Origin of the sequence: Aeromonas sp. R2-3 (assembly GCF_040908375.1) — a bacterium.
In the GTDB taxonomy this organism is placed as follows: domain Bacteria; phylum Pseudomonadota; class Gammaproteobacteria; order Enterobacterales; family Aeromonadaceae; genus Aeromonas; species Aeromonas veronii.
Genome location: NZ_JBFODP010000022.1, coordinates 178,189 through 197,046, shown reverse-complemented (window position 1 = coordinate 197,046; position 18,858 = coordinate 178,189). Strand labels below are relative to the sequence as shown.

The window sequence follows — 18,858 nt, the reverse complement described above, 5'->3', positions numbered from 1 at the left end:
AATTGGTTGCAGTCAGGGCTGCGCCGGATCCGGTGCGGCAAGGACGGGCGGATCCCTCATTTCGAGGGTATGGCCTGCCTGGCGATAGTGCTTGTAGCGCTCGCGGGCTTGCTGCTTTTGTGTTTCGTCAGTGGGGACAAAATCTACCACTTGAGCGAAGTGTCCTGCAAACAAAGGTGTCGCAATGGCCAGATTGATGAGGCGGGCGTAGCGCCGTTTCGGCGGCTGATAGCCGATCTCCACCGGGGCCATGCCGCTTTCGCCTTGCAGCTGGTGCGGCACGAAGCGCTCCGGTGGCAGTTGCCACAACAGCTCGTCCAGACGCAGGGCCTGGGCCTCATCGTTGCAGAACAGGTAGATATGGCCCGCCCCCCACGACTCGGCCGCAAGAGTGCAGGCCAGTCGCTCGACCGCAGAGGCCTGCGCGTCATCCTGTTCGCTCATCAGGTAAAAGGTCACTTGGCTCATCAGGTTGATCCCGTTTTGCGGTGACGGACTGTTGACCGCCTCATGAGGCTGACGGGGCGTTTCCCATCCGCAGCTCACTGATTCAAGAATGAAACAAGGAAGAGGCGGGCCTCTTCCTTGTGGTTCAGGGTAACGCCAACCCTTCCGATGCAGCCATCGGCAGGGGCCGGAGAGTTACTCTTTCTCTTCGATATCCACGCCAGCCCGGTTCAGCAGGAACTGGGTCAGCAGGGGCACCGGACGACCGGTGGAGCCTTTATCCTTGCCACTCTTCCAGGCAGTCCCGGCGATATCCAGGTGGGCCCAGTTGTACTTCTTGGTGAAGCGTGACAGGAAGGCGGCCGCGGTGATGGTGCCGGCCGGACGACCGCCGATGTTGGCCATGTCGGCGAACGGGCTGTCGATCTGCTCCTGATACTCGTCAAACAGCGGCAGACGCCAGGCGCGATCACCCGCCTGCTCGGAGGCGTTGAGCAGCTCGTGGGCCAGCGGGTTGTGGTTGGCCAGCAGACCCGAGGTGTGGTGACCCAGCGCGATGACGCAGGCACCGGTCAGGGTCGCCACGTCGATCACGGTTTCCGGATCGAAGCGGTCCACATAGGTCAGCGCATCACACAGCACCAGACGACCTTCCGCATCGGTGTTGAGCACTTCGATGGTCTGGCCGGACATGGAGGTGAGGATGTCACCCGGACGATAGGCGTTGCCACCCGGCATGTTCTCGCAGCCTGCCAGCACGCCGATGACGTTGATCGGCAGTTGCAGTTGGGCCAGCGCATGCATGGTACCGAGCACGGAGGCGGCGCCACCCATGTCGTACTTCATCTCGTCCATGCCGTCGGCCGGTTTGATGGAGATGCCGCCGGAGTCAAAGGTCAGACCCTTGCCGACCAGCACGATGGGCTTGGCATCCGGATGACCCTTGTATTCGATGATGGCCATCATGGCTTCGTTGTCGGAGCCGCGAGCCACCGCCAGATAGGAGTTCATGCCGAGTTCGGCCATCTCCTGCTCGCCCACCACCTTGGTGGTAATGTTGTCGTAGGCATCGGCCAGACGACGGGCCTGGGAGGCCAGATAGGCCGGGTTGCAGACGTTGGGCGGCATGTTCGCCACGTCGCGGCAGACCCGCACACCCTTGGCCACGGCCAGACCGTGAGCGATGGCTTTTTCACCAATGGTCAGTTCCCGACGCGTCGGCACGTTGAATACCAGCTTGCGCAGTGGGCGACGTGGCTCGGCCTTGTTGGTCTTGAACTGATCGAAGCTGTAGAGGCCCGCCTTGGTGGTTTCTACCGCCTGGCGCACCTTCCAATAGGTATCCCGACCCTTGACGTGCAGCTCGGTGAGGAAGCAGACCGCTTCCATGGAGCCGGTTTCGTTCAGGGTGGTGATGGTCTTGTTGATGATCTGCTTGTACTGGCGTTCGTCGAGTTCCCGCTCCTTGCCGCATCCGACCAGCAGTACGCGCTCGCTGAGCACGCCCGGTACTTGATGCAGCAGCAGCATCTGGCCTGGTTTCCCTTCCAGGTCGCCACGGCGCAGCAGCGAACTGATATAGCCATCGCTGATCTTGTCCAGTTGTTCGGCAACCGGAGAGAGGCGACGAGGCTCAAATACGCCGACTACGACGCAGGCGCTCCGTTGCTTCTCTGGACTGCCACTCTTTACACTGAACTCCATGGAATCTCCTACATCCTAAAGACAAAAGGCACCTTTTATTGAATAATGCGGTGCTTGTTGGGGTATCAGAGGCGGAGCGAACAGCCACAGGCTCCGCAGTTCAAACTGGTAAAAATCCAATATACGGCCCTATTTTTCAGGCATTCGACTAAAAACACAAGTTTACTTGGGAATGACTGTGATCGTTTTCCGATATTTGTTCAGGGAAACCCTGAAAACCCAGCTGGCAGTGTTATTCGTATTGCTGCTTATCTTTGTCAGCCAACAATTTATCAAGATCATCGGTGACGCCGCCGATGGCGAGGTGCCGACACGTCTGGTCTCCACCCTGCTGCTGCTCAACTTGCCCAATATGGCGCTGTTGATGCTGCCTATCAGTCTCTTTTTAGCCATTTTGTTTGCCCATGGTCGCCTCTACGCCGAAAGCGAGATGACGGTGATGCATGCGGTCGGCTTCAGCCACCGTTTCGTGATGCGCAGCGCCATGTTGCTGGCCTTGCTGACGGCGGTGGTTGCGGCGTTCAACACCGGCTGGATCGCCCCACAGGCCAAGGAGCGCGAGTATCAGGTGATCGACGAGTTCAAGGCGGATCCGGGTATCTCCTTCCTGCAGGCGGGCCGCTTTATGGAGCTCGACAAGGGGCGTCTGGTTGCCTATATCCAGGATTTGAACGACAACGGCTCAAAACTGCAAAAGATCTTCGTGCTGCAGCGGGCGGAGGGGAACAATCCTCCCTCGGTGGTGGTGGCGAGCGAAGGGGTGGTGACGGTCGATGAGAACGGTCTGCAGTGGCTGACTCTGATGGATGGTTCCCGCTACGAAGGGAACTTCTCCGGCAAACAGTTCCAGATCTCCGATTTTCGCGAATATGGTCTGGTGATCCGCCAGCAAGAGATGGAGCGTTCCAACCGCAAGGCTGCGGCCAAGCCGACCATGGAACTGTTCGGTACCCAGGACAACGCCATGATGGCGGAATTGCAGTGGCGTATCTCGCTGCCCCTCTCCATTCCGGTGCTGACCCTGCTGGTGGTACCGCTGGCGCGGGTCAATCCCCGTCAGGGGCGCTACGCCAAGCTGTTGCCGGCCATCATGCTCTATCTCTCCTACTTCCTGCTGCTCAGCGCCGCCCGTTCGGCCATTGACAGCGGTCGGCTGCCCTACTGGCCGGGGATGTTCCTGGTGCCGCTCGGTTACCTGCTGTTTATCGGCCTGCCCCTCAATCTGCAGGGCACCAGCTGGTGGAACGGGGTGAAAGGGCGCTATTTCAACAGAAAATCAGCATGATGCTGCAACATAGGAACTTCTGCTGATGTTTGGCATTCTCGATAGATATATCGGTAGGGTCATTTTCATGTCGATCCTGCTGTGTGAAATCACGCTGGTTGGCCTTGCGGCACTCATCAAGTATGTGGAGCAGCTCAAGTCGGTCGGTGACGGCAACTACGACATGATCAACGCCCTCTACTATGTGCTGCTCTCCATGCCCAAGGAGGCGGTGCTCTTCTTCCCGCTGGCCGCGCTGCTGGGTGGCCTGATTGGTCTGGGTCAGCTGGCGACCAGCTCCGAGCTGGTGGTGATGCAGGCGGCGGGTCGATCCAAGATCAGTATTGTAATGGCGGCGCTCAAGACGGCGATCCCGCTGATGATCATGGTGGGGCTGATGGGGGAATATGTGGCCCCCATCGCCAAGCGGATGGCCGATGACATCAAGGCGGGCGCGCTGTCCGAAGGTCGTCTGACGGTTTCCGCCTACGGGGTGTGGGCTCGCGATGGCAACAACTTCGTCAATATCAACGGGGTGCGTAACGATGGCGCCCTCACCGGCATCACCCTCTATCGCTTCACCCCCGAGCGCAAGCTGATCGACGTGGTGCAGGCGCAGGAGGGGGTGTTTGAGCGTCACCACTGGCTGCTCAAGCAGACCCAGGTTACCCGCTTCGACGACCCGGCGCAGATCCGCAGCGAGCAGCATGACAAGATGGAGTGGAGCTCGGAGTTGACGCCCAAACAGCTGGGGGTGGTAAGTATCGACCCCGAGAACCTCTCGGTCTCCGGTCTGCTCGATTACATCGGCTATCTCGATGCCAACAAGCAGGATGCCGGTCGCTACAAGCTGGAGATGTGGCGCAAACTGCTGTCACCGCTCTCGGTGGTGGCGATGATCCTGCTGGCCTCCTCCTTCATCTTCGGCCCGCTACGCTCGGTGAGCATGGGGGCACGGATGCTGATGGGGATCATGACCGGCTTTGCCGTCTATGTGAGTGATCGGGTGTTTGGCCCCATCAGTCTGGTCTATGCGGTACCGCCGATTCTGGCGGCTATCGCGCCCAGCCTGCTGTTTGGCGGCATCTCCTTCTACATCCTCAGCCGCAAGCAGTAATCCGCACGAGGTTATGAGGAAATGCAAAGAGGGCACCTGTTGGTGCCCTCTTTCGTTATTGCATTGATCCGGGATTACTTGTTCAACAATTCCAGATTTGCCTCTTTGCTCAGCACGATCACTTCGCACTCGGCCCAGATATCCTGAAACGCCCGTGGGCGCTGGCGGTTGAACAGGCACATCAGGTTGCCCAGACCAAAGGCGGCAGTGGCGAGACGGATCAGCGCCTGGGTAATACGGATATGGCTGCCATCCTCGTTCTGAATGCGCAGCCGCCAGGCGCGCATGCCGACGGTCTGGCCAGCGCGGGTCCAGAACCAGGTGTAGAAGCCACAGATGACGAAGGCGAGCCACAGGGTGTAGATCAGGCTCAGGTGGTGGCGGGTCAGCAACCAGACGGTATCTTCACCCGCCGGTACGCTTGCCATGCCGGTAACCAGCAGCAGCTTGGCGACACCCATGCCGATAAAGCCGGCGATGATCAGCAGCGAAGTCACCACCAGCGCATCATAAATCAGAGCGCCGAGGCGACGCAGCAGACCCGCTGACGGGTATGGCTGAGTGGCGGTAGAGGGGGATTTTTGTTGGACTTTTTTAGGCTTGGCCATCGTTTTTATTCCATTAAGATGATGGCGGCATTCTATGTAACTGGCCCCGCATCGGCAAGGCGTTGAATAAATGAACAAACGGGAGTGTTCAATCGAAAAACACCTTGCATGGCATCGCGCCATTCGTATAATCCCTCGCAGTTGCCCGGGTGGCGAAATCGGTAGACGCAGCGGATTCAAAATCCGCCGGTGAATAACCGTGTCGGTTCGAGTCCGACCCCGGGCACCATCAAATTCATGACAAAAGGCCATCAGCAATGATGGCCTTTTGTTTTTTGGCGTTCCTGCACATTGGAGCGTTACTGTTGAGCTGGCAGTGCTTCCCGTTACCTCTTGGTATCCCTTCTCTTTTCCCGCTCTCCATTATTTCCTTTTCTTGATGTGGCCGCTGACGGCATCACCGCCAGCGGCCTGTCTCTATTGCGGTTTTCTTTCATTTCCTTGCTACACAGTAGCATGGTCGCGCGCTATCCCAGCAGGGCAAACAGCAGGGTACCGAGGGTACCTGCGAGCGTCAGCGCTATGATGGCTCTGGGTGTGCCGTGCAGTTTGGTCCACATAAACAGGCTGGTGAGGGCGAGCAGCAGCAGGGCCAGGGCGGCGATATCGCCAAACAGCTGCCAGCCGAGGCCGGTGCCCATACCGCGGTGCAGCCGGTTGAGGCTGGCGGCAAAGTTGGCTTGCTGCAGGTCGGTACGTACCAGCAAGGTACCCTCGACATAGCTGGCGGCTACGCTCTGGCTGAGGGTAACGCCGCGCATTTCCCACTTGGCGGGCAGGGTGAGCGGGCCGTTCGGGGTGGGCAGGGTCTGGGCCGGGGTGATCATGGTTCGCCCGTCGGCAAAGGTATCGGGATAGCGCTGTTGCAGCAGGTTTTTCAGCTGCTCCGGGCTGGCAAGCGGCGTCTCCAGCACTATCTCTTCACTCGATTTGTCAGTGTGGGGGCCGGGGATGGGCAACACGGCACGGTGTTGCAGCCAGAGGCCGGTGATGCCGTACATCAGCATCAGGGCGAGGGTAAAAAAACCGGCCCAGGCATGGAGGCGGCGTACCCATTTGTTGTTGTGAAGGGGAACTCTTCTGCGTTTCATCGTGGTTGCTTCATAAAAAACTGGCCAGCAAGGGCTGGCCAGTCGGGGTGGTTGTCACAGAGATCAGAAACGGTAGGTACCGGTCAGACTCAGCTGGCGGGGCGTGCCCGGCATGATCTGGGTGGCACTGGTGGCGCTGACGAAGTACTCGTGGTCAGTCAGGTTCTCGGCGCTCAGCTCGGCTTCCCACTGCTGCCAGCGATAACCGGCGCGCGCATCGAAGCGGGCGTAACCGGGCAGTGTGGTGGTGTTGGCGTTGTCGGCAAAGCGATCGCCCACTGCCGTCACGCCGGTTTCACCGAACCAGCCCTGCTCGCCACTCTTGTAGCCGAGATAGAACTGGCCATTCTGGCGGGAGACGTTCATCGGGCGCTTGCCCTGCAGATCCGCGTCCGCCTTGACCTGCTCCGCATCCTGAATGGCGAAGCCGCCACGCAGGTAGATCTCGTCGGTCAGCTCGGCACGTGCGCTCAGCTCGACACCCTCGGTACGCTGCAGGCCGGTGAGGATCACCTTGGTGGGATCCAGCGGATCCTTGGTGCGCTTGTTGTACATCTCCAGTCGATAGAGGGAGAGAGTGGTCGCCAGCTTGCCGTTCAGCCAGTCACTCTTCACCCCCCCCTCGTAGAGGCGGGTGTGCTGGGGTTCCAGCCCGTTGTTCTTGTCACCCGGGGTGATGCCGATCAGCTCGCCGCCCACCGGAGTGAAGGTCTTGCTGTAGGAGGTGTAGAAGGCGTGATCCTCGAGGGGATTCCACACCAGACCGAGGCGCGGGCTCAGGCTGTTGACCGAGACGCTCTCCTCCTTGTTGAGGTCGTAGCGGCGACTGGTGACGGTGAAGTCATCACGGCGCAGCCCGCCCACCAGATGCCAGTCACCCAGGGTGAGCTGATCCTGCAGATAGAGGCCATTACCGCGCACCTTGTGTTTGGCGTCGCTGGAGAGCTTCATGGCGCCATTGTAGGTGGGCAGCGAGCCCGGATCGTAGAGATTGCCAGACGGGATGGCGGTGGCGTTCTGGTAGAGCTTGGGTGTGCGCTCCTGCCAGTTCTGCTCGAAGCCAACCAGCAGGCGATGTTCCACCGGGCCGGTCTGGAACAGACCCTCGGCCTCGGTGTTGCTGATCAGGTTCTTCGCTTTCAGATCCTGCTGCCAGCGGGAGCGGGTCACCTTATCCCCTTTGACGCTGGTGACATAGGTGTTGTCAAACTGGCTGTCGAGGGTGGAGTAACCGAGCTGCTGGCGCAACTGCCACTGATCGTTGATATCCCAGGAGAGGCGGGAGCGGGTGGATTGCGCCACGTCATCAATGAAGTCGCGGCTGGTATCGCTGTAAACATACTCTCGCGGCACATCGGCCGGACGGCCATTGACCCCGGGAATGCCGCGATCCGGGGTGCGGTCATGTTCGTTGCGCTCGTACTGCACCAGCAAGTTGAGGTTGTCGCTGATCTCCCAGTTGGCGGAAGGGGCCAGCAGAGTGCGCTTGCTCTTCACGCCGTTGCGGAAGCTATCTTTGTCCTCTTGCGCCATGTTGAGGCGCAGTTGCACCTGCTCACTCGCCTCACCATTGAGGTCGGCGGCCAGTCGCTGACTGTCAAAGCTGCCGACCCGGGCGGTGACGCTGGACTCCTGCCCTTTTTGCGGCTTCTTGCTGACTCGGTTGACGATGCCCCCCGTGCTGCCGCGGCCGTAGAGCACGGCAGCCGGGCCCTTGAGCACTTCCACCCGCTCGATGTTGCCGAGAGCCCGGGTGTACTGCATGTCGTCGCGGAACCCGTCGAGATAGAAGTCATTGCTGGCGCTGAAGCCGCGGATGTTGACCCCGTCGAAGCGGGTATCACCGCTGGCGTTGACCCCGGGAATGCCGCTCAGGGCTTCACTCAGCGTAGGTTGGCCGAAGGCGGTCAGCTCGCTGACTTTGACGCTGTCGATGGTCTGGGGAACCAGCTTGGCTGGCGTATTGGTACGGGTTGCGGTGGCAACTTCCTGATGCTGGGAGCGTTTGCCAACCACTGTCATGGTTTCATCGGTGGCCTGGGCAGTGAAGCCGGTGCCCAGCAGTGCCAGCGAGACCAGCGTTCTGCGAAAGTGAGGGTGCTGCATATTCAATATTGACTCTTTGGATGTCGACCTGACGGCTCGAACATATTGATTTAATTATAATTAGCCTGACCCGCTTAAGCGGGATGCCAATGATATTGATTTTCATTTGTCTGGCAAGGTGAAAATGGAGGGGGGCATTGGGGGCGGGTTGTGCGGTCGGGGAAGCACGGCTGAAAAGCAGAACCATTGCAGCAAACCGCGGTAATGAAACGAGAGCAAAAGGGTGTAGCGGAAGAGAAAGAGACAAAACGTGAAGAGCTATCCGGCCCGATGTGTCGGGCCGGATGGAGGGTTCAGTGGGTACGCAGCAGCCGGCGGGTGAGGGGCTGGGCCGCCAGCAGGCGATAGGCCAGCAGAGACGATCCCAGCAGCAGCGGCACCTTGGCAATCTCCCACAGGATGGATGCGCCCTGCGGGCCGAACACGAAGAGCCAGACCACCAGCATCATGTGCAGGCAGTAGATCCCGAGCACTTTGGGGGCTTGACGTTCAAGCCAGCTGCCCTTGCCCAACTCGGGGTTGGCCAGCAGCAGGCCAAACAGGCCGAGAGCCCAGGGAAGGGAGCCGAGCAGGAAGTCGTGGCGGGTGAGCGGCACTGCGGCGAAGTGCTGCAGCGCCCAGGCTTCACAGCCATAGAGCGCCACGCCCGCCAGCAGCAGTTGCCAGCCGGTGCGGGTATCCGGTTGCCACTGACGCTGGCGCAGCAGGGCACCAAGCGCCACAAACAGCAGGGAGAAGAAGGGGCCGTTACGGGTGAGCAGTGGCCACTCGGCACCCAGCAGCGGCTTGGCATAGGAGCCCCCCAGCAGCGCCAGCAGGTAGAGGCCAAGACCCAGCCAGAGGGCGAGCGCTGGTCTGCCAAGCCGGTAGCAGAGTGCCAGCAGAGTCACCGCCATGATCAGGGCTGGCAGGAACCAGAGGTGGATCATGCCGCCCACCAGCCAGCCATTGAGGGGGTCGCCGAGCTGGAATTGCCACTGCCCGCGCAGGGAGGCCAGATAGCCTTGCTGCACGGCATCCAGCGGATTGAACGGTACCAGCAGGTAGACCAGACTCCACACCAGCCAGAGCAGCAGCAAGGGGTGGCAGTAGCGCCAGGCAACGGTCAGCGGCGCTTCGCGGCTCAGTCTCGGCTGCAGAAAGTAACCGGCACAGAGGAAAAACAGCGGCACGGCAAAGCGGCATAACTGGTTGATGGTGCCGCTCAGCCAGAGCCAGGATCCACTTCCCCACAGGGCGGGATTGAACGGATTGGCGAAGGGGGATACGTGAATGGTCATCACGGCCAGAATGGCCAGTACCCGCCCGCACTCGATACTGGAAATACGCATGGTGGCTCGTCGTTACAGGGGTTGTGATGGCACGCTAAAATTCTTGCTGCTAGGTTACAACCAATTGATTCTATTAGTGTGAATCACACTGTTGAGTAGTTACGTTTTGTAACGGGATGGCGGAAGGTGTTACCTGTAACGGGAACTGGATCCCATTTTTTGGGCGCGCTCATGCAGATAAAAAAAGCGAGGCTGGCGCCTCGCTTGGTTGGGGATCTCGATCTTACTGGTGAGTCAGCATGCTGCTCTGGTTGGCGGCCAGGGTGGTTCTGCCCGAGCTCTCCAGCCAGGTTTTGATCCGCTTGGCATCGGCGACCCGATCGTTGGTGGTCTCGGCATTGAGCAGCACCATGATCACTGGCTCACGATTGACCTTGGTGCCCAGCACCAGACAGCGGCCCGCTTCGCGGATATAGCCGGTCTTGGAGAGGGTGAACTCCCATTGCCCTTCGCGGATCAGCCGGTTGGAGTTGAGGTAGTGCAGCTGGCGCTTGTTGGTGCGCACATAACTCTGCTCGTCGGTGGAGTACTGGCGGATCAGCGGATAGGAGGCAGCTGCGGCGGCGAGTTTGGCGAGATCCTGTGCGGTGGAGACATTGCGCGGGTTGAGCCCGGTACTGTCGGCGTAGCGGGTATTCCACATCCCCAGCATGCGGGCCTTGGCATTCATCGCCTCGACGAAGGCGCGCTGGCCGCCGGGATAGTGGCGGGCCAGCGCCGATGCGGCGCGGTTTTCAGAGGACATTAGGGCGATATGGAGCATTTCGGCGCGGCTGAGTCTGGAACCTATGGCCAGGCGCGAGCCGGTTCCCTTGATGCGGTCGATGTCGGCATTGGTCACGGTGAGCATTTCATTCAGGCGCAGGTTGGCATCCAGCACCACCAGCGCCGTCATCAGCTTGGTGAGTGAGGCGATGGGCATTACCCGGTTGCCGTTGCGCTCGGAGATCACCTCGCCGGTTCTGTGGTTGGCCACCACGAAGGCAGCCGAGCTGAGGTTAGGCACATCCCGTCGCTCGAGAAAGCCGCTGCTGCTCTTGCTGCTGGCGGAAAAGGGGTTGGCATGGGCACTGTCCATAGTGGCCGGCAACATTACTGCGCCAAGCAATAGGGGAAGGAGGGAACGCATCATCATGATCAGCTCTACCGGACGAAATACAGGGATATCTCGCTAAGTTATATGTCGTGAACTGGCGCTTCACAATCATTCTCACCTTGATATTGATAATTTACGGCGTTGAGCGCGCTCTGACGGCGAGGAGTGCGTAAAAGAGGTCTCTATGGAGTCTTTTTTTGCATTGAAACTATGGGCTGGCCGTGATGGTGAGCGGAAGCCAGCGCTAAAACAATCGGGACCAGAACGGTCCCGATTGGTATGGAGCATTGCCTGCCGGTTAGTGGGTATCTTCCTGCTTGATCTTGAAGCGCATGGCGATCACCACGAACAGCAGCGGGCCAATGATGGTCCAGACGCCGGTGGAGATATCGCCGGAGATAAAGGGGGCGACCACGGTAAAGACGTTGCCGAAGGCGACCAGGATCAGGCTGATGATGGTAGCCAGCAGCACCGAGCCCGCGCTCTTGAAGAAGATCAGGTCCTTGCCCAGCGCCGGGTTGTTGCGATAGCGATACCAGGCGTAGATGAGGAACATGTAGGGCAGGGTCATGCCGACGTTGGTCATGGTGATGATCAGCTCGTAGAGGGCGGCGGCCCCTTCCGGGTTGATCAGGGTAAAGATGGATTTGGCGGCAATGAACAGACAGACCACCCAGGCTTGCACCTTGAGGGCTTCAATGCGCACGCCATTCTCGTTCTCGCGCTGGAAACGCTCCGGCCAGAAGTAGCTCGGGGTGCCGGTGATGAACTGGCGCAGCGGCGCGTAGGAGAGGGCGATAAAGGCACCCAGATAGCTCAGGAACATGCCCAATCCGGCAAAGCGCATGAACACCTGTCCCAGCCACTCGCCACCGAGATGGCGCCCCAGCTCCAGCATGATGATGAAGAGGGCGGAGAGAGAGGTGATCCCCTCGGCCGGGAAGTCGCTCCAGCGCATGATGGAGCCGACCGCCAGAAAGCCGATGATGTAGCAGAGCACGATAAAGGCGCCGGAGAGGAAGATGCCGCGCTTGAGGTCGCGTTCGGGATCTTCCAGCTCGTCAGCCACCCCGGCCATCGCCTCGACCCCGCCGTAGGCGAAGATGGCGAATACCATAAAGCCGAGGAAAGGGATGATGTCGTTGAACGCGGCGTTGGGAGAGGCTGCCAGTGATGCTTCGGTGAGGGGCTCCTGCAGGGTCATGCCGCTCACCGCGAAGGTGAAGACGCCACCGACCAGCAACAGCACGTTGAGCGCCACCACGGAGAGACCGCCGATAGCCGCCACTTTGGCGAAGCGGGCGCTGCCCAGGGTGATGAGCTTGGTGACGGTGGCAACCAGTGCGATGGCGACTACGCCCAGAATAAAGGGGCCAAAGTCGATGCCGGTGCCCAGGGTGACCGGGATGACGGTGATGTCGCGGCCAAACAGCATGAAGGAGAGGGGCACCCACATGGAGAGCGCCTTGCCAAACATCCAGATGACGTAGGAGGCGAACCACATGGTCAGACCGATAAAGGCGAATCGGGTCGAGACCGAGTGGCGCATCCAGGTAAAGATGCCGCCTGCCTCTTTGCGAAAACCGGTGCCGAATTCGATCATCATCAAAATGAACGGGATGAAAAAGAACAGTCCGCCGATCACGAACATCGGAATGGCGGCATATCCCATGCGGTAAAAACCGATCCCGATATTAGTGACGCCAAATACCGATGTTAATATCATCAATATAAAGGCGCCCAATTTCAGCTTTTTTGCTGACATATTAAAAACTCCCTGATGGTGCTGGATTTAAAATAATCAAAAATTAAACGGACGAAACCGGACCCATTTATAACGCGGTAGCGCCATGCCATCTTGCTGTGGCGGGCGCGATCGGGTCATCTCTGACCGGGCTGGCTTACCCGTCAGGCGGCCAATGAATGTATGGGCGGAGCGGCATGGTCTGTGCCATGCGCGGTATTGGTCAGCATTGCTGAAAATTAACTGTGAACGATTTTATCATTAATGCTGCTGGGCAGATAAGTTTCCCGAATGAAGCTGTGGTTGAAATAAACAGACCTGCCAGTTAATTGATACGTTGCGGATGTAAACATTTACGCCCGGGCCGACACTTATTTCCATTATTGGTATTCGGCATATTTGGCGGAGTGAATTACGCCATCCTGCCTGATAAATGCGCCCCTATGGCGACAGCGCTTATCCTCCCAGCCGGGTCAGCAGCACGCCGCCGGTAATAATGGCCGCCGCCGTCAGCCGCATGCGACCGAGCGGCTCTTTCAGCAGCCAGACCGAGAGCAGCATGGCAAACAGCACACTGCTTTCGCGCAGAGCCGCGACCACGCCAATGGGGGCTTGGGTCATGGCCCAGATAACAATCCCGTAGGCGAGCAGTGACATAGCCCCTCCGGTGGCGCCAACCAGTGCATATTGACGGATCTGGCGCCAGGCGTTACGCCTCTGGTGGACGAGCAACACCAGCAGCATCGCCAGCCCGGTACAGGCAAAGAGCCAGAGGGTGTAGCGTACCGGTTCACCCCCTGCGCGGGCGCCGGCTCCATCCGAGAGGGTATAGGTCGCCGTGAACATGGCCGTGATCAGTGCTGCCCGAACTGCCTTGCTGTCAAGGCGCTGCTGCCCGCCTCGCCAGGCCATCAGCAAGACCCCCATGATCAGCACGCAGGCGCCGATGATGCCGCCGTAACCGGGGTAGTCCCCCAGCAGCAGGGCACTTAACGCCATGGCGAGCAGCGGGGCACTGCCACGGGCCAGCGGATAGATCTGGCCAAAATCGCCCTGATTGTAGGCATGGCTGAGAAACAGGCAGTAACCGATATGGAGCAGGACTGAGAGGCCGAGCCAGGGCAGCTCGGCAGCAGAGGGAAGCCCCATGGGCAGCAGCGCCACGGCGGCGATAAGCCCTGAGAAGATCGCCACCAGTGACACGCCCACCAGCCGCTCTTCGCCAATTTTGACCAGCGCATTCCAGCTGGCGTGAAGCAGGGCTGCCAGCAGAACGGCAAAAAAGACGGTGGTGCTCATGGGAAAGGGCTCTCGGGCGATGGGGGTCAACAGCATACCCGCCCGGAGCCTGATTGGCCGAGATCTTTATCAAGGCTTCGGCTTTTCGGGGCTCGCCTCCTGCGTGGTGGCGTTACCCAGCTGCCCCAGCACCAGTTTGGGATGGGGGTCGGTCTGCAGCGGAATATCCTGCAATTCTGTTCCCTGCTGATGGCGATGGATGATCCCGGCGGCCATCTTGCCCAGCGCCTCGTAGCTGCTGATGGTGCCAACGCTGCAGCCGTGTTCGACGAACAGCTCGGCACTGCAGATGGTAGGGATGGTGGCTGCGTTGAGCGCATTCAGCAAACGGGGGGCGATGGAGAGCAGATAGCTGTCTGCGGCCAGAAAGACGATGTCGTTTTTGGCATCCTGTTGCAGCCGCTTCAGTTCGTTGTCCAGCCGCCGTGGGTCAGGGGCCATTCGCCAGGTGACCATCTGCCACTGATAGCGTTTCGCTTCATTGAGCAGCATATCGGCCACCAGCAGGGTGTTCTGCTCACGGGGGTTGAAGGGTAGCAGCAGCCGTTTTCCGGTGGCCAGATGCTCGCTGGCGTTGGCCAGTTGCAGTGCCATCGGCACCATGTTGCTTACCCCGGCTACCATGCTGTTCTGGGCTTTGTCTTCCGAGAGGATGTCTGCCCCGACCGGATCGGATACCACGTTGAAGATCAGTGGCTTGCGGTTGGCCACCAGACTCTTGGTCATGGTGGTGGCGGTGGTGCCAAAAGTGTAGATGTAGTCGTATTCGGCCAGTTTCGGCAGCATCTGCTGGCGCAGCATGGTTGCCAGCGCCGTACGATCCTGATCGGCGTTATAGGTGGTGATGGTGGCCTGATAGCCAAGGCGGGTCAGCTCTGCTCGAAAGCCCGCTTCAGCTGCGGTTTCACCGCGCCACAGCACCATGGCGATAGAGAGGGCGTGAGCGGGAAGAGCCAGCAGCAACAGCAGGACGAAAAGCAGCCTGACCATGATCATCTCTCCGGCGATACATCTACTGTTGAGCCTAGGCCACTTTCTCCGGTCGTGAGCGACGCCCAGCAAAAAGCGCGATGGCAAGCCATCGCGCTTTGGGGATCCGCAAAACCTCGATTAGAAGTCGTAGCGGGCAGCCAGCTGGAAGTCATCCTTGTTGGCTGTCGCTTTGCCGGCAACGCTGTCCAGATTGTTGATGCGGTACTCGCCAATCACCCGCAGGTTCTTGTTGAATTTGTACTGGGCACCCAGGGTGTAGTAGTCAATGGCATCGGTTTTCTTGCCGCCAGTGACTTCCTGCTCCTGTTTGTTCCACAGGGCCATCAGACCGAAGCCGTTTTCGAAGTTGTAGCCCAGCGCGGCTTCCCAGCCGGTATGGTCGGTGCCACTTTGGACAAAGTCAGAGCCATCGGCATAGCTCAGAGCTGCATAGGCCGCCTTGTTGTCGAACTTGGCAGAGATCAGCCACAGTTTGGCGTCTTCGGTATTCTTTTCCTGACGTTGGCCAACGTTGTAGGCGGTACCCAAAGACAGATTGAACGGGAAGGTGTAAGCCACGGCTGCACCATAGGCTGGGTCAGCTGCGGAGGTCTTGTTGCTGCTCTTGTCTTCTTCTTGGCCGCCATCAAATTTGTAGCTGGCATCAAACTGGAAGCCATTGAACAGGCCGGAATACTTCAACACGGAACCTGCGCGGTTGGTGGCGAAGGTGTCAGTCTTGGCGCCCAGCGCTTCGTTGCCGTAGCCGTCGGAGAGGGAGACATCAGTCCAGTCGGCCAGGAAGCCCGGGGCCCCTTTCTGGCGACCGAAAGTCACAGTCCCCCAGTCAGCGCCGACACCGGCAAAGGCCAGACGGGTGCGCAGGTTGTCTGTGCTTCCATCTTTACCCAAGGTCTTTTCGCTGTCGTTGATGTACATCTGCACTTCGTACTGGGCCAGCGCCTTCAGACCGCTCTGGATCTGGGTCTCGGCCTTGGCACCGAAACGGACAAACTGGTTTGCCCCTTGCTTGGCGCTGTAATCCTTGGTGCCATTCGGATTGGCAGTATCGACGTTTTCTTTCTTGTCGCCGAAGAATTGGCCAGCGTAGATACGGCCATAGAGATCCAGCATGGAGGTGTCATTTTTGTACACTTCAACGGCTTGAGCCTGGAAGGCTGCGGTGAGAGCCAGTGCCACTACAGTCAGCTTTTTCATCTTAATCCCTTGTGGTGTTGCAAGCTTTTGTTTTGAAAACGGGCTCATGCTAGGCAGCGGGGATGACAGCGGGGTGACAGTTGGATGAAGAGTCGATGGCAATTGGGTTGCAATTGGATGAATTGGCTACATTCTTGCTCGCAGCGGCTACTTTTGTGCGCAAAGGTTTGCCCTTGTGGTAGAATGCCGCCCGTTTTCGAGCTCCATAGGTTGGATATGCGATGAGACGTGAACTGGCAATCGAGTTTTCCCGAGTGACGGAAGCGGCTGCACTGGCTGGCTACAAGTGGCTCGGACGTGGTGACAAGAATATCGCTGATGGGGCGGCCGTAGCGGCCATGCGCCACATTCTCAACCAGATCGAGATCGATGGTGAGATTGTGATCGGCGAAGGTGAAATTGATGAAGCGCCGATGCTCTATATCGGCGAGAAGGTCGGTACCGGACACGGCGACGCGGTGGATATCGCGGTCGATCCCATCGAGGGTACCCGCATGACAGCCATGGGTCAGGCCAACGCGCTGGCCGTGCTGGCGGTGGGCGACAAGGGTTCTTTCCTGAAAGCGCCTGACATGTACATGGAAAAGCTGATCGTCGGGCCCAAGGCCAAAGGCGCCATCGACCTGGATCAGGCTCTCGAGCTGAACCTGAAGTCCGTGGCCAAGGCGCTGGGCAAGCCGCTCTCCCGTCTGACCGTCATTACCCTGGCCAAGCCGCGCCATGACAAGGCGATCAAGGAGATGCAGGGGCTGGGCGTGCGGGTGTTCGCCATTCCTGATGGTGACGTTGCCGCCTCCATCCTCACCTGTCTGCCGGACAGCGAAGTCGACATGCTGTATGGCATCGGCGGCGCACCGGAAGGGGTGATCTCCGCTGCGGTGATCCGCGCGCTGGATGGCGACATGCAGGCCCGTCTGGTGCCGCGTCACCGCGTCAAGGGTGACAGCCCGGAAGTGCGTGCGCTGGGCGAGCAGGAAATTGCCCGCTGCGAAGCGCTGGGCATCGATGTCAACAAGGTGCTCAAGCTGGAAGACATGGCGAAGAATGACAACGTCATCTTCTCTGCTACCGGCATCACCAAGGGTGATCTGCTGGATGGCATCACCAGCGATGGCGTGATGGCGACCACCGAGACTCTGTTGATCCGTGGTAAATCCCGTACCATTCGTCGTATCAAGTCGATCCATTATCTTGAGCGCAAAGACAGCGTGGTACGCGATATCATCCTGTGATGATGGCTCGCTGAACCGGCTGTGTTGTCTGAAGCCCGATCGCCCGTGCGGTCGGGCTTTTTGTTGTGCGCCAGCTACGTTTGTGTCGCCGCTTCGGCTATGGTGGCTCAGACCGTCCCAAAGGAGTGGAGTCTATGGAGTGTCGTAGCGGCTGCGCTGCCTGTTGCATCGCCCCCAGTATCAGCAGTGCCATTCCCGGTATGCCAGATGGCAAACCGGCTGGCGTCCCCTGTATCCAGCTCGATAGCGCCCTTGGCTGCAAGATCTTCGGTCAACCGGAACGGCCGGCGGTGTGTGGCGGTTTTCGCCCCATGATGGATGTGTGCGGCAGCCACCGTGCCGAGGCCATCTGGCTGATCGGCGAGCTGGAACGGCTCACCACCTGACGAGGGCAGGGCGAAGAGATAAAAAAAGAGGCCGCATCATGCGGCCTCTCGCGTTTCTGTTTGCCGGGGATCAGACTCCCGCCAGTTCCAGTGCCTGACGATAGTACTCGTTGGCCTTGTTGGTGAGGCGGCGCTTGTCCATCAGCTGGCCGAGGGCGTGGTAGGCGGCGGCGCTCGGCGCCCGCTCCACCTCCTGCTCCAGCAGCTTCTGGGCATCGTCCAGCTGACCTGCCAGCAGATAGAGCTGGGCCAGTGCGGTGTCTACTTCCGGTTGCCCCTGCTGCTTTTGCAGCAGCGCCAGCAGCGGCTGGTAGCTGTCGAGTTTCAGCTTGGGCAGGCGAGCCAGCAACTGCGGCATCGGCTGTTTTCGCAGTGCCTCCTGCCACAGGGTGGCGGCCTCGCCATCGGCGCCCAGCTGGCGCAGCAGATCGCCGTAGCAGGCCAGCAGTTCCGGCTCGAGGCGCAGCTTGCGCGGCAGATCCTGCCATACCGCCTTGAGGGTCTCGAGGCTGCCGGCAGCCTGTTGCAGACGACCAGACCAGGCCTGTTGCAGCAGATCTTCTTCCTGTTTCGGGGTCAGCTTGCCCACCTTGTGCAGTGTCGGGATCAGGTCGCACAGGGCGCTCCAGTCCTGACGGGCCAGATGTACCTGACGCAGCTGATCCAGCACCATGGGGTGACGCGGGTTGAGGGCGTAGACCGACTCCAGCATCGCCAGCGCGGTATCGTACTGGCCCTGCTCGATCTGCAACTGGGTCTGGGTCAGGGTGAGCGCCAGCTCGGCTTTGGGATTCTCCTCCTGCGCTTTTTGCAGGTATTGATCCCGGCGGGCGTCGTCACCACGGGCCTGTGCCGCCTTGGCGGCGCTCAGGTAGTTGAGCAGCGGGGTGTCGCTGTTGCTGGCCCCCTTGATCATCAGCTTTTCAGCCTGACTGTAGTGCCCTTCGGCCATTGCCAAGGTGGCGGCGACGGTCTGTTGATTGGCCTTGCGGCGGCGGCGCGAGCCGTACCAGCCGAGGGTCTTGCGGCGCAGGCCGAATACCCGACCCAGCAGCCACTCGACGATCAGCAGGGCGCCGTAGAACAGCACGGCCAGGATCACCGCGCTGGTTACGGAAGATTCGATGGTGTAATTGCCAAGGGCAATCAGCACATAGCCCTTGTTACCGGAGGCTTGCGGGCCAAAGATCAGCCCTGCGACCATCACGGCGACCAGAATGATTATACGGATCATGGTGCCCTC

16 protein-coding genes and 1 tRNA gene are annotated in these 18,858 nt (G+C 59.7%); 5 read left to right on the top strand and 12 right to left on the bottom strand.

Going from position 1 to position 18,858, the window contains the following annotated elements:
* Positions 1-12: 12 nt before the first annotated feature.
* Positions 13-468 (bottom strand): DNA polymerase III subunit chi, encoded by a 456-nt coding sequence (locus AB5Z02_RS11535; RefSeq protein ID WP_368216021.1) that lies wholly within the window; start codon positions 466-468, stop codon positions 13-15.
* Between the two features lie 174 nt (positions 469-642).
* Positions 643-2,151: a leucyl aminopeptidase gene (gene pepA, locus AB5Z02_RS11530; RefSeq protein ID WP_005336423.1), complete on the bottom strand. Its 1,509-nt coding sequence runs from the start codon at positions 2,149-2,151 to the stop codon at positions 643-645.
* A 172-nt stretch (positions 2,152-2,323) separates the two neighbouring features.
* Between pepA and lptF the strand changes: the two genes are divergently transcribed.
* Positions 2,324-3,436: an LPS export ABC transporter permease LptF gene (lptF, locus tag AB5Z02_RS11525; RefSeq protein ID WP_162515121.1), complete on the top strand. Its 1,113-nt coding sequence runs from the start codon at positions 2,324-2,326 to the stop codon at positions 3,434-3,436.
* Positions 3,437-3,461: 25 nt separating this feature from the next.
* The gene (lptG, locus tag AB5Z02_RS11520; RefSeq protein ID WP_021231808.1) at positions 3,462-4,532 is read left to right on the top strand and encodes an LPS export ABC transporter permease LptG; all 1,071 of its coding nucleotides are present in this window, start codon (positions 3,462-3,464) and stop codon (positions 4,530-4,532) included.
* A 74-nt stretch (positions 4,533-4,606) separates the two neighbouring features.
* Here lptG and AB5Z02_RS11515 read toward each other — a convergent pair whose 3' ends face one another.
* Positions 4,607-5,140, bottom strand: coding sequence for an RDD family protein (locus tag AB5Z02_RS11515; RefSeq protein WP_368216020.1), 534 nt, complete (start codon positions 5,138-5,140; stop codon positions 4,607-4,609).
* Positions 5,141-5,283: 143 nt separating this feature from the next.
* Between AB5Z02_RS11515 and AB5Z02_RS11510 the strand changes: the two genes are divergently transcribed.
* A tRNA-Leu gene (locus tag AB5Z02_RS11510) sits at positions 5,284-5,369 on the top strand.
* A gap of 238 nt (positions 5,370-5,607) precedes the next feature.
* Here the strand turns inward: AB5Z02_RS11510 and AB5Z02_RS11505 are convergent.
* From AB5Z02_RS11505 to AB5Z02_RS11470, 8 genes are all read right to left on the bottom strand, one after another.
* The gene (locus AB5Z02_RS11505) at positions 5,608-6,273 is read right to left on the bottom strand and encodes a PepSY-associated TM helix domain-containing protein (protein WP_331461713.1); all 666 of its coding nucleotides are present in this window, start codon (positions 6,271-6,273) and stop codon (positions 5,608-5,610) included.
* A 21-nt stretch (positions 6,274-6,294) separates the two neighbouring features.
* Positions 6,295-8,337, bottom strand: a complete 2,043-nt coding sequence (locus AB5Z02_RS11500; protein WP_368216019.1) for a TonB-dependent receptor — start codon at positions 8,335-8,337, stop codon at positions 6,295-6,297.
* 293 nt (positions 8,338-8,630) lie between these two features.
* A complete protein-coding gene (locus AB5Z02_RS11495) occupies positions 8,631-9,668 on the bottom strand; it encodes an acyltransferase (RefSeq protein ID WP_368216018.1) in 1,038 nt (345 codons plus the stop codon).
* A 223-nt stretch (positions 9,669-9,891) separates the two neighbouring features.
* On the bottom strand, positions 9,892-10,803 hold the full coding sequence (gene pbpG / locus AB5Z02_RS11490; RefSeq protein WP_005336410.1) for a D-alanyl-D-alanine endopeptidase: 912 nt from the start codon (positions 10,801-10,803) through the stop codon (positions 9,892-9,894).
* A 259-nt stretch (positions 10,804-11,062) separates the two neighbouring features.
* Complete coding sequence (yjeM, locus tag AB5Z02_RS11485; RefSeq protein WP_368216017.1) at positions 11,063-12,529, bottom strand: glutamate/gamma-aminobutyrate family transporter YjeM; 1,467 nt, start codon at positions 12,527-12,529, stop codon at positions 11,063-11,065.
* Between the two features lie 435 nt (positions 12,530-12,964).
* Positions 12,965-13,843, bottom strand: coding sequence for an EamA family transporter (locus tag AB5Z02_RS11480; protein WP_368216016.1), 879 nt, complete (start codon positions 13,841-13,843; stop codon positions 12,965-12,967).
* A 33-nt stretch (positions 13,844-13,876) separates the two neighbouring features.
* The gene (locus tag AB5Z02_RS11475) at positions 13,877-14,797 is read right to left on the bottom strand and encodes an ABC transporter substrate-binding protein (RefSeq protein WP_231720016.1); all 921 of its coding nucleotides are present in this window, start codon (positions 14,795-14,797) and stop codon (positions 13,877-13,879) included.
* A gap of 120 nt (positions 14,798-14,917) precedes the next feature.
* The gene (locus AB5Z02_RS11470) at positions 14,918-15,997 is read right to left on the bottom strand and encodes a porin (RefSeq protein ID WP_005355196.1); all 1,080 of its coding nucleotides are present in this window, start codon (positions 15,995-15,997) and stop codon (positions 14,918-14,920) included.
* A gap of 221 nt (positions 15,998-16,218) precedes the next feature.
* Between AB5Z02_RS11470 and glpX the strand changes: the two genes are divergently transcribed.
* Both glpX and AB5Z02_RS11460 read left to right on the top strand, forming a co-directional pair.
* Positions 16,219-17,229 (top strand): class II fructose-bisphosphatase, encoded by a 1,011-nt coding sequence (gene glpX / locus AB5Z02_RS11465; RefSeq protein ID WP_005336386.1) that lies wholly within the window; start codon positions 16,219-16,221, stop codon positions 17,227-17,229.
* A gap of 134 nt (positions 17,230-17,363) precedes the next feature.
* Positions 17,364-17,615: a YkgJ family cysteine cluster protein gene (locus AB5Z02_RS11460; protein ID WP_005336384.1), complete on the top strand. Its 252-nt coding sequence runs from the start codon at positions 17,364-17,366 to the stop codon at positions 17,613-17,615.
* A 70-nt stretch (positions 17,616-17,685) separates the two neighbouring features.
* Here the strand turns inward: AB5Z02_RS11460 and AB5Z02_RS11455 are convergent, their stop codons facing one another.
* Positions 17,686-18,849: a heme biosynthesis HemY N-terminal domain-containing protein gene (locus AB5Z02_RS11455; RefSeq protein WP_231720013.1), complete on the bottom strand. Its 1,164-nt coding sequence runs from the start codon at positions 18,847-18,849 to the stop codon at positions 17,686-17,688.
* Positions 18,850-18,858: the final 9 nt, after the last annotated feature.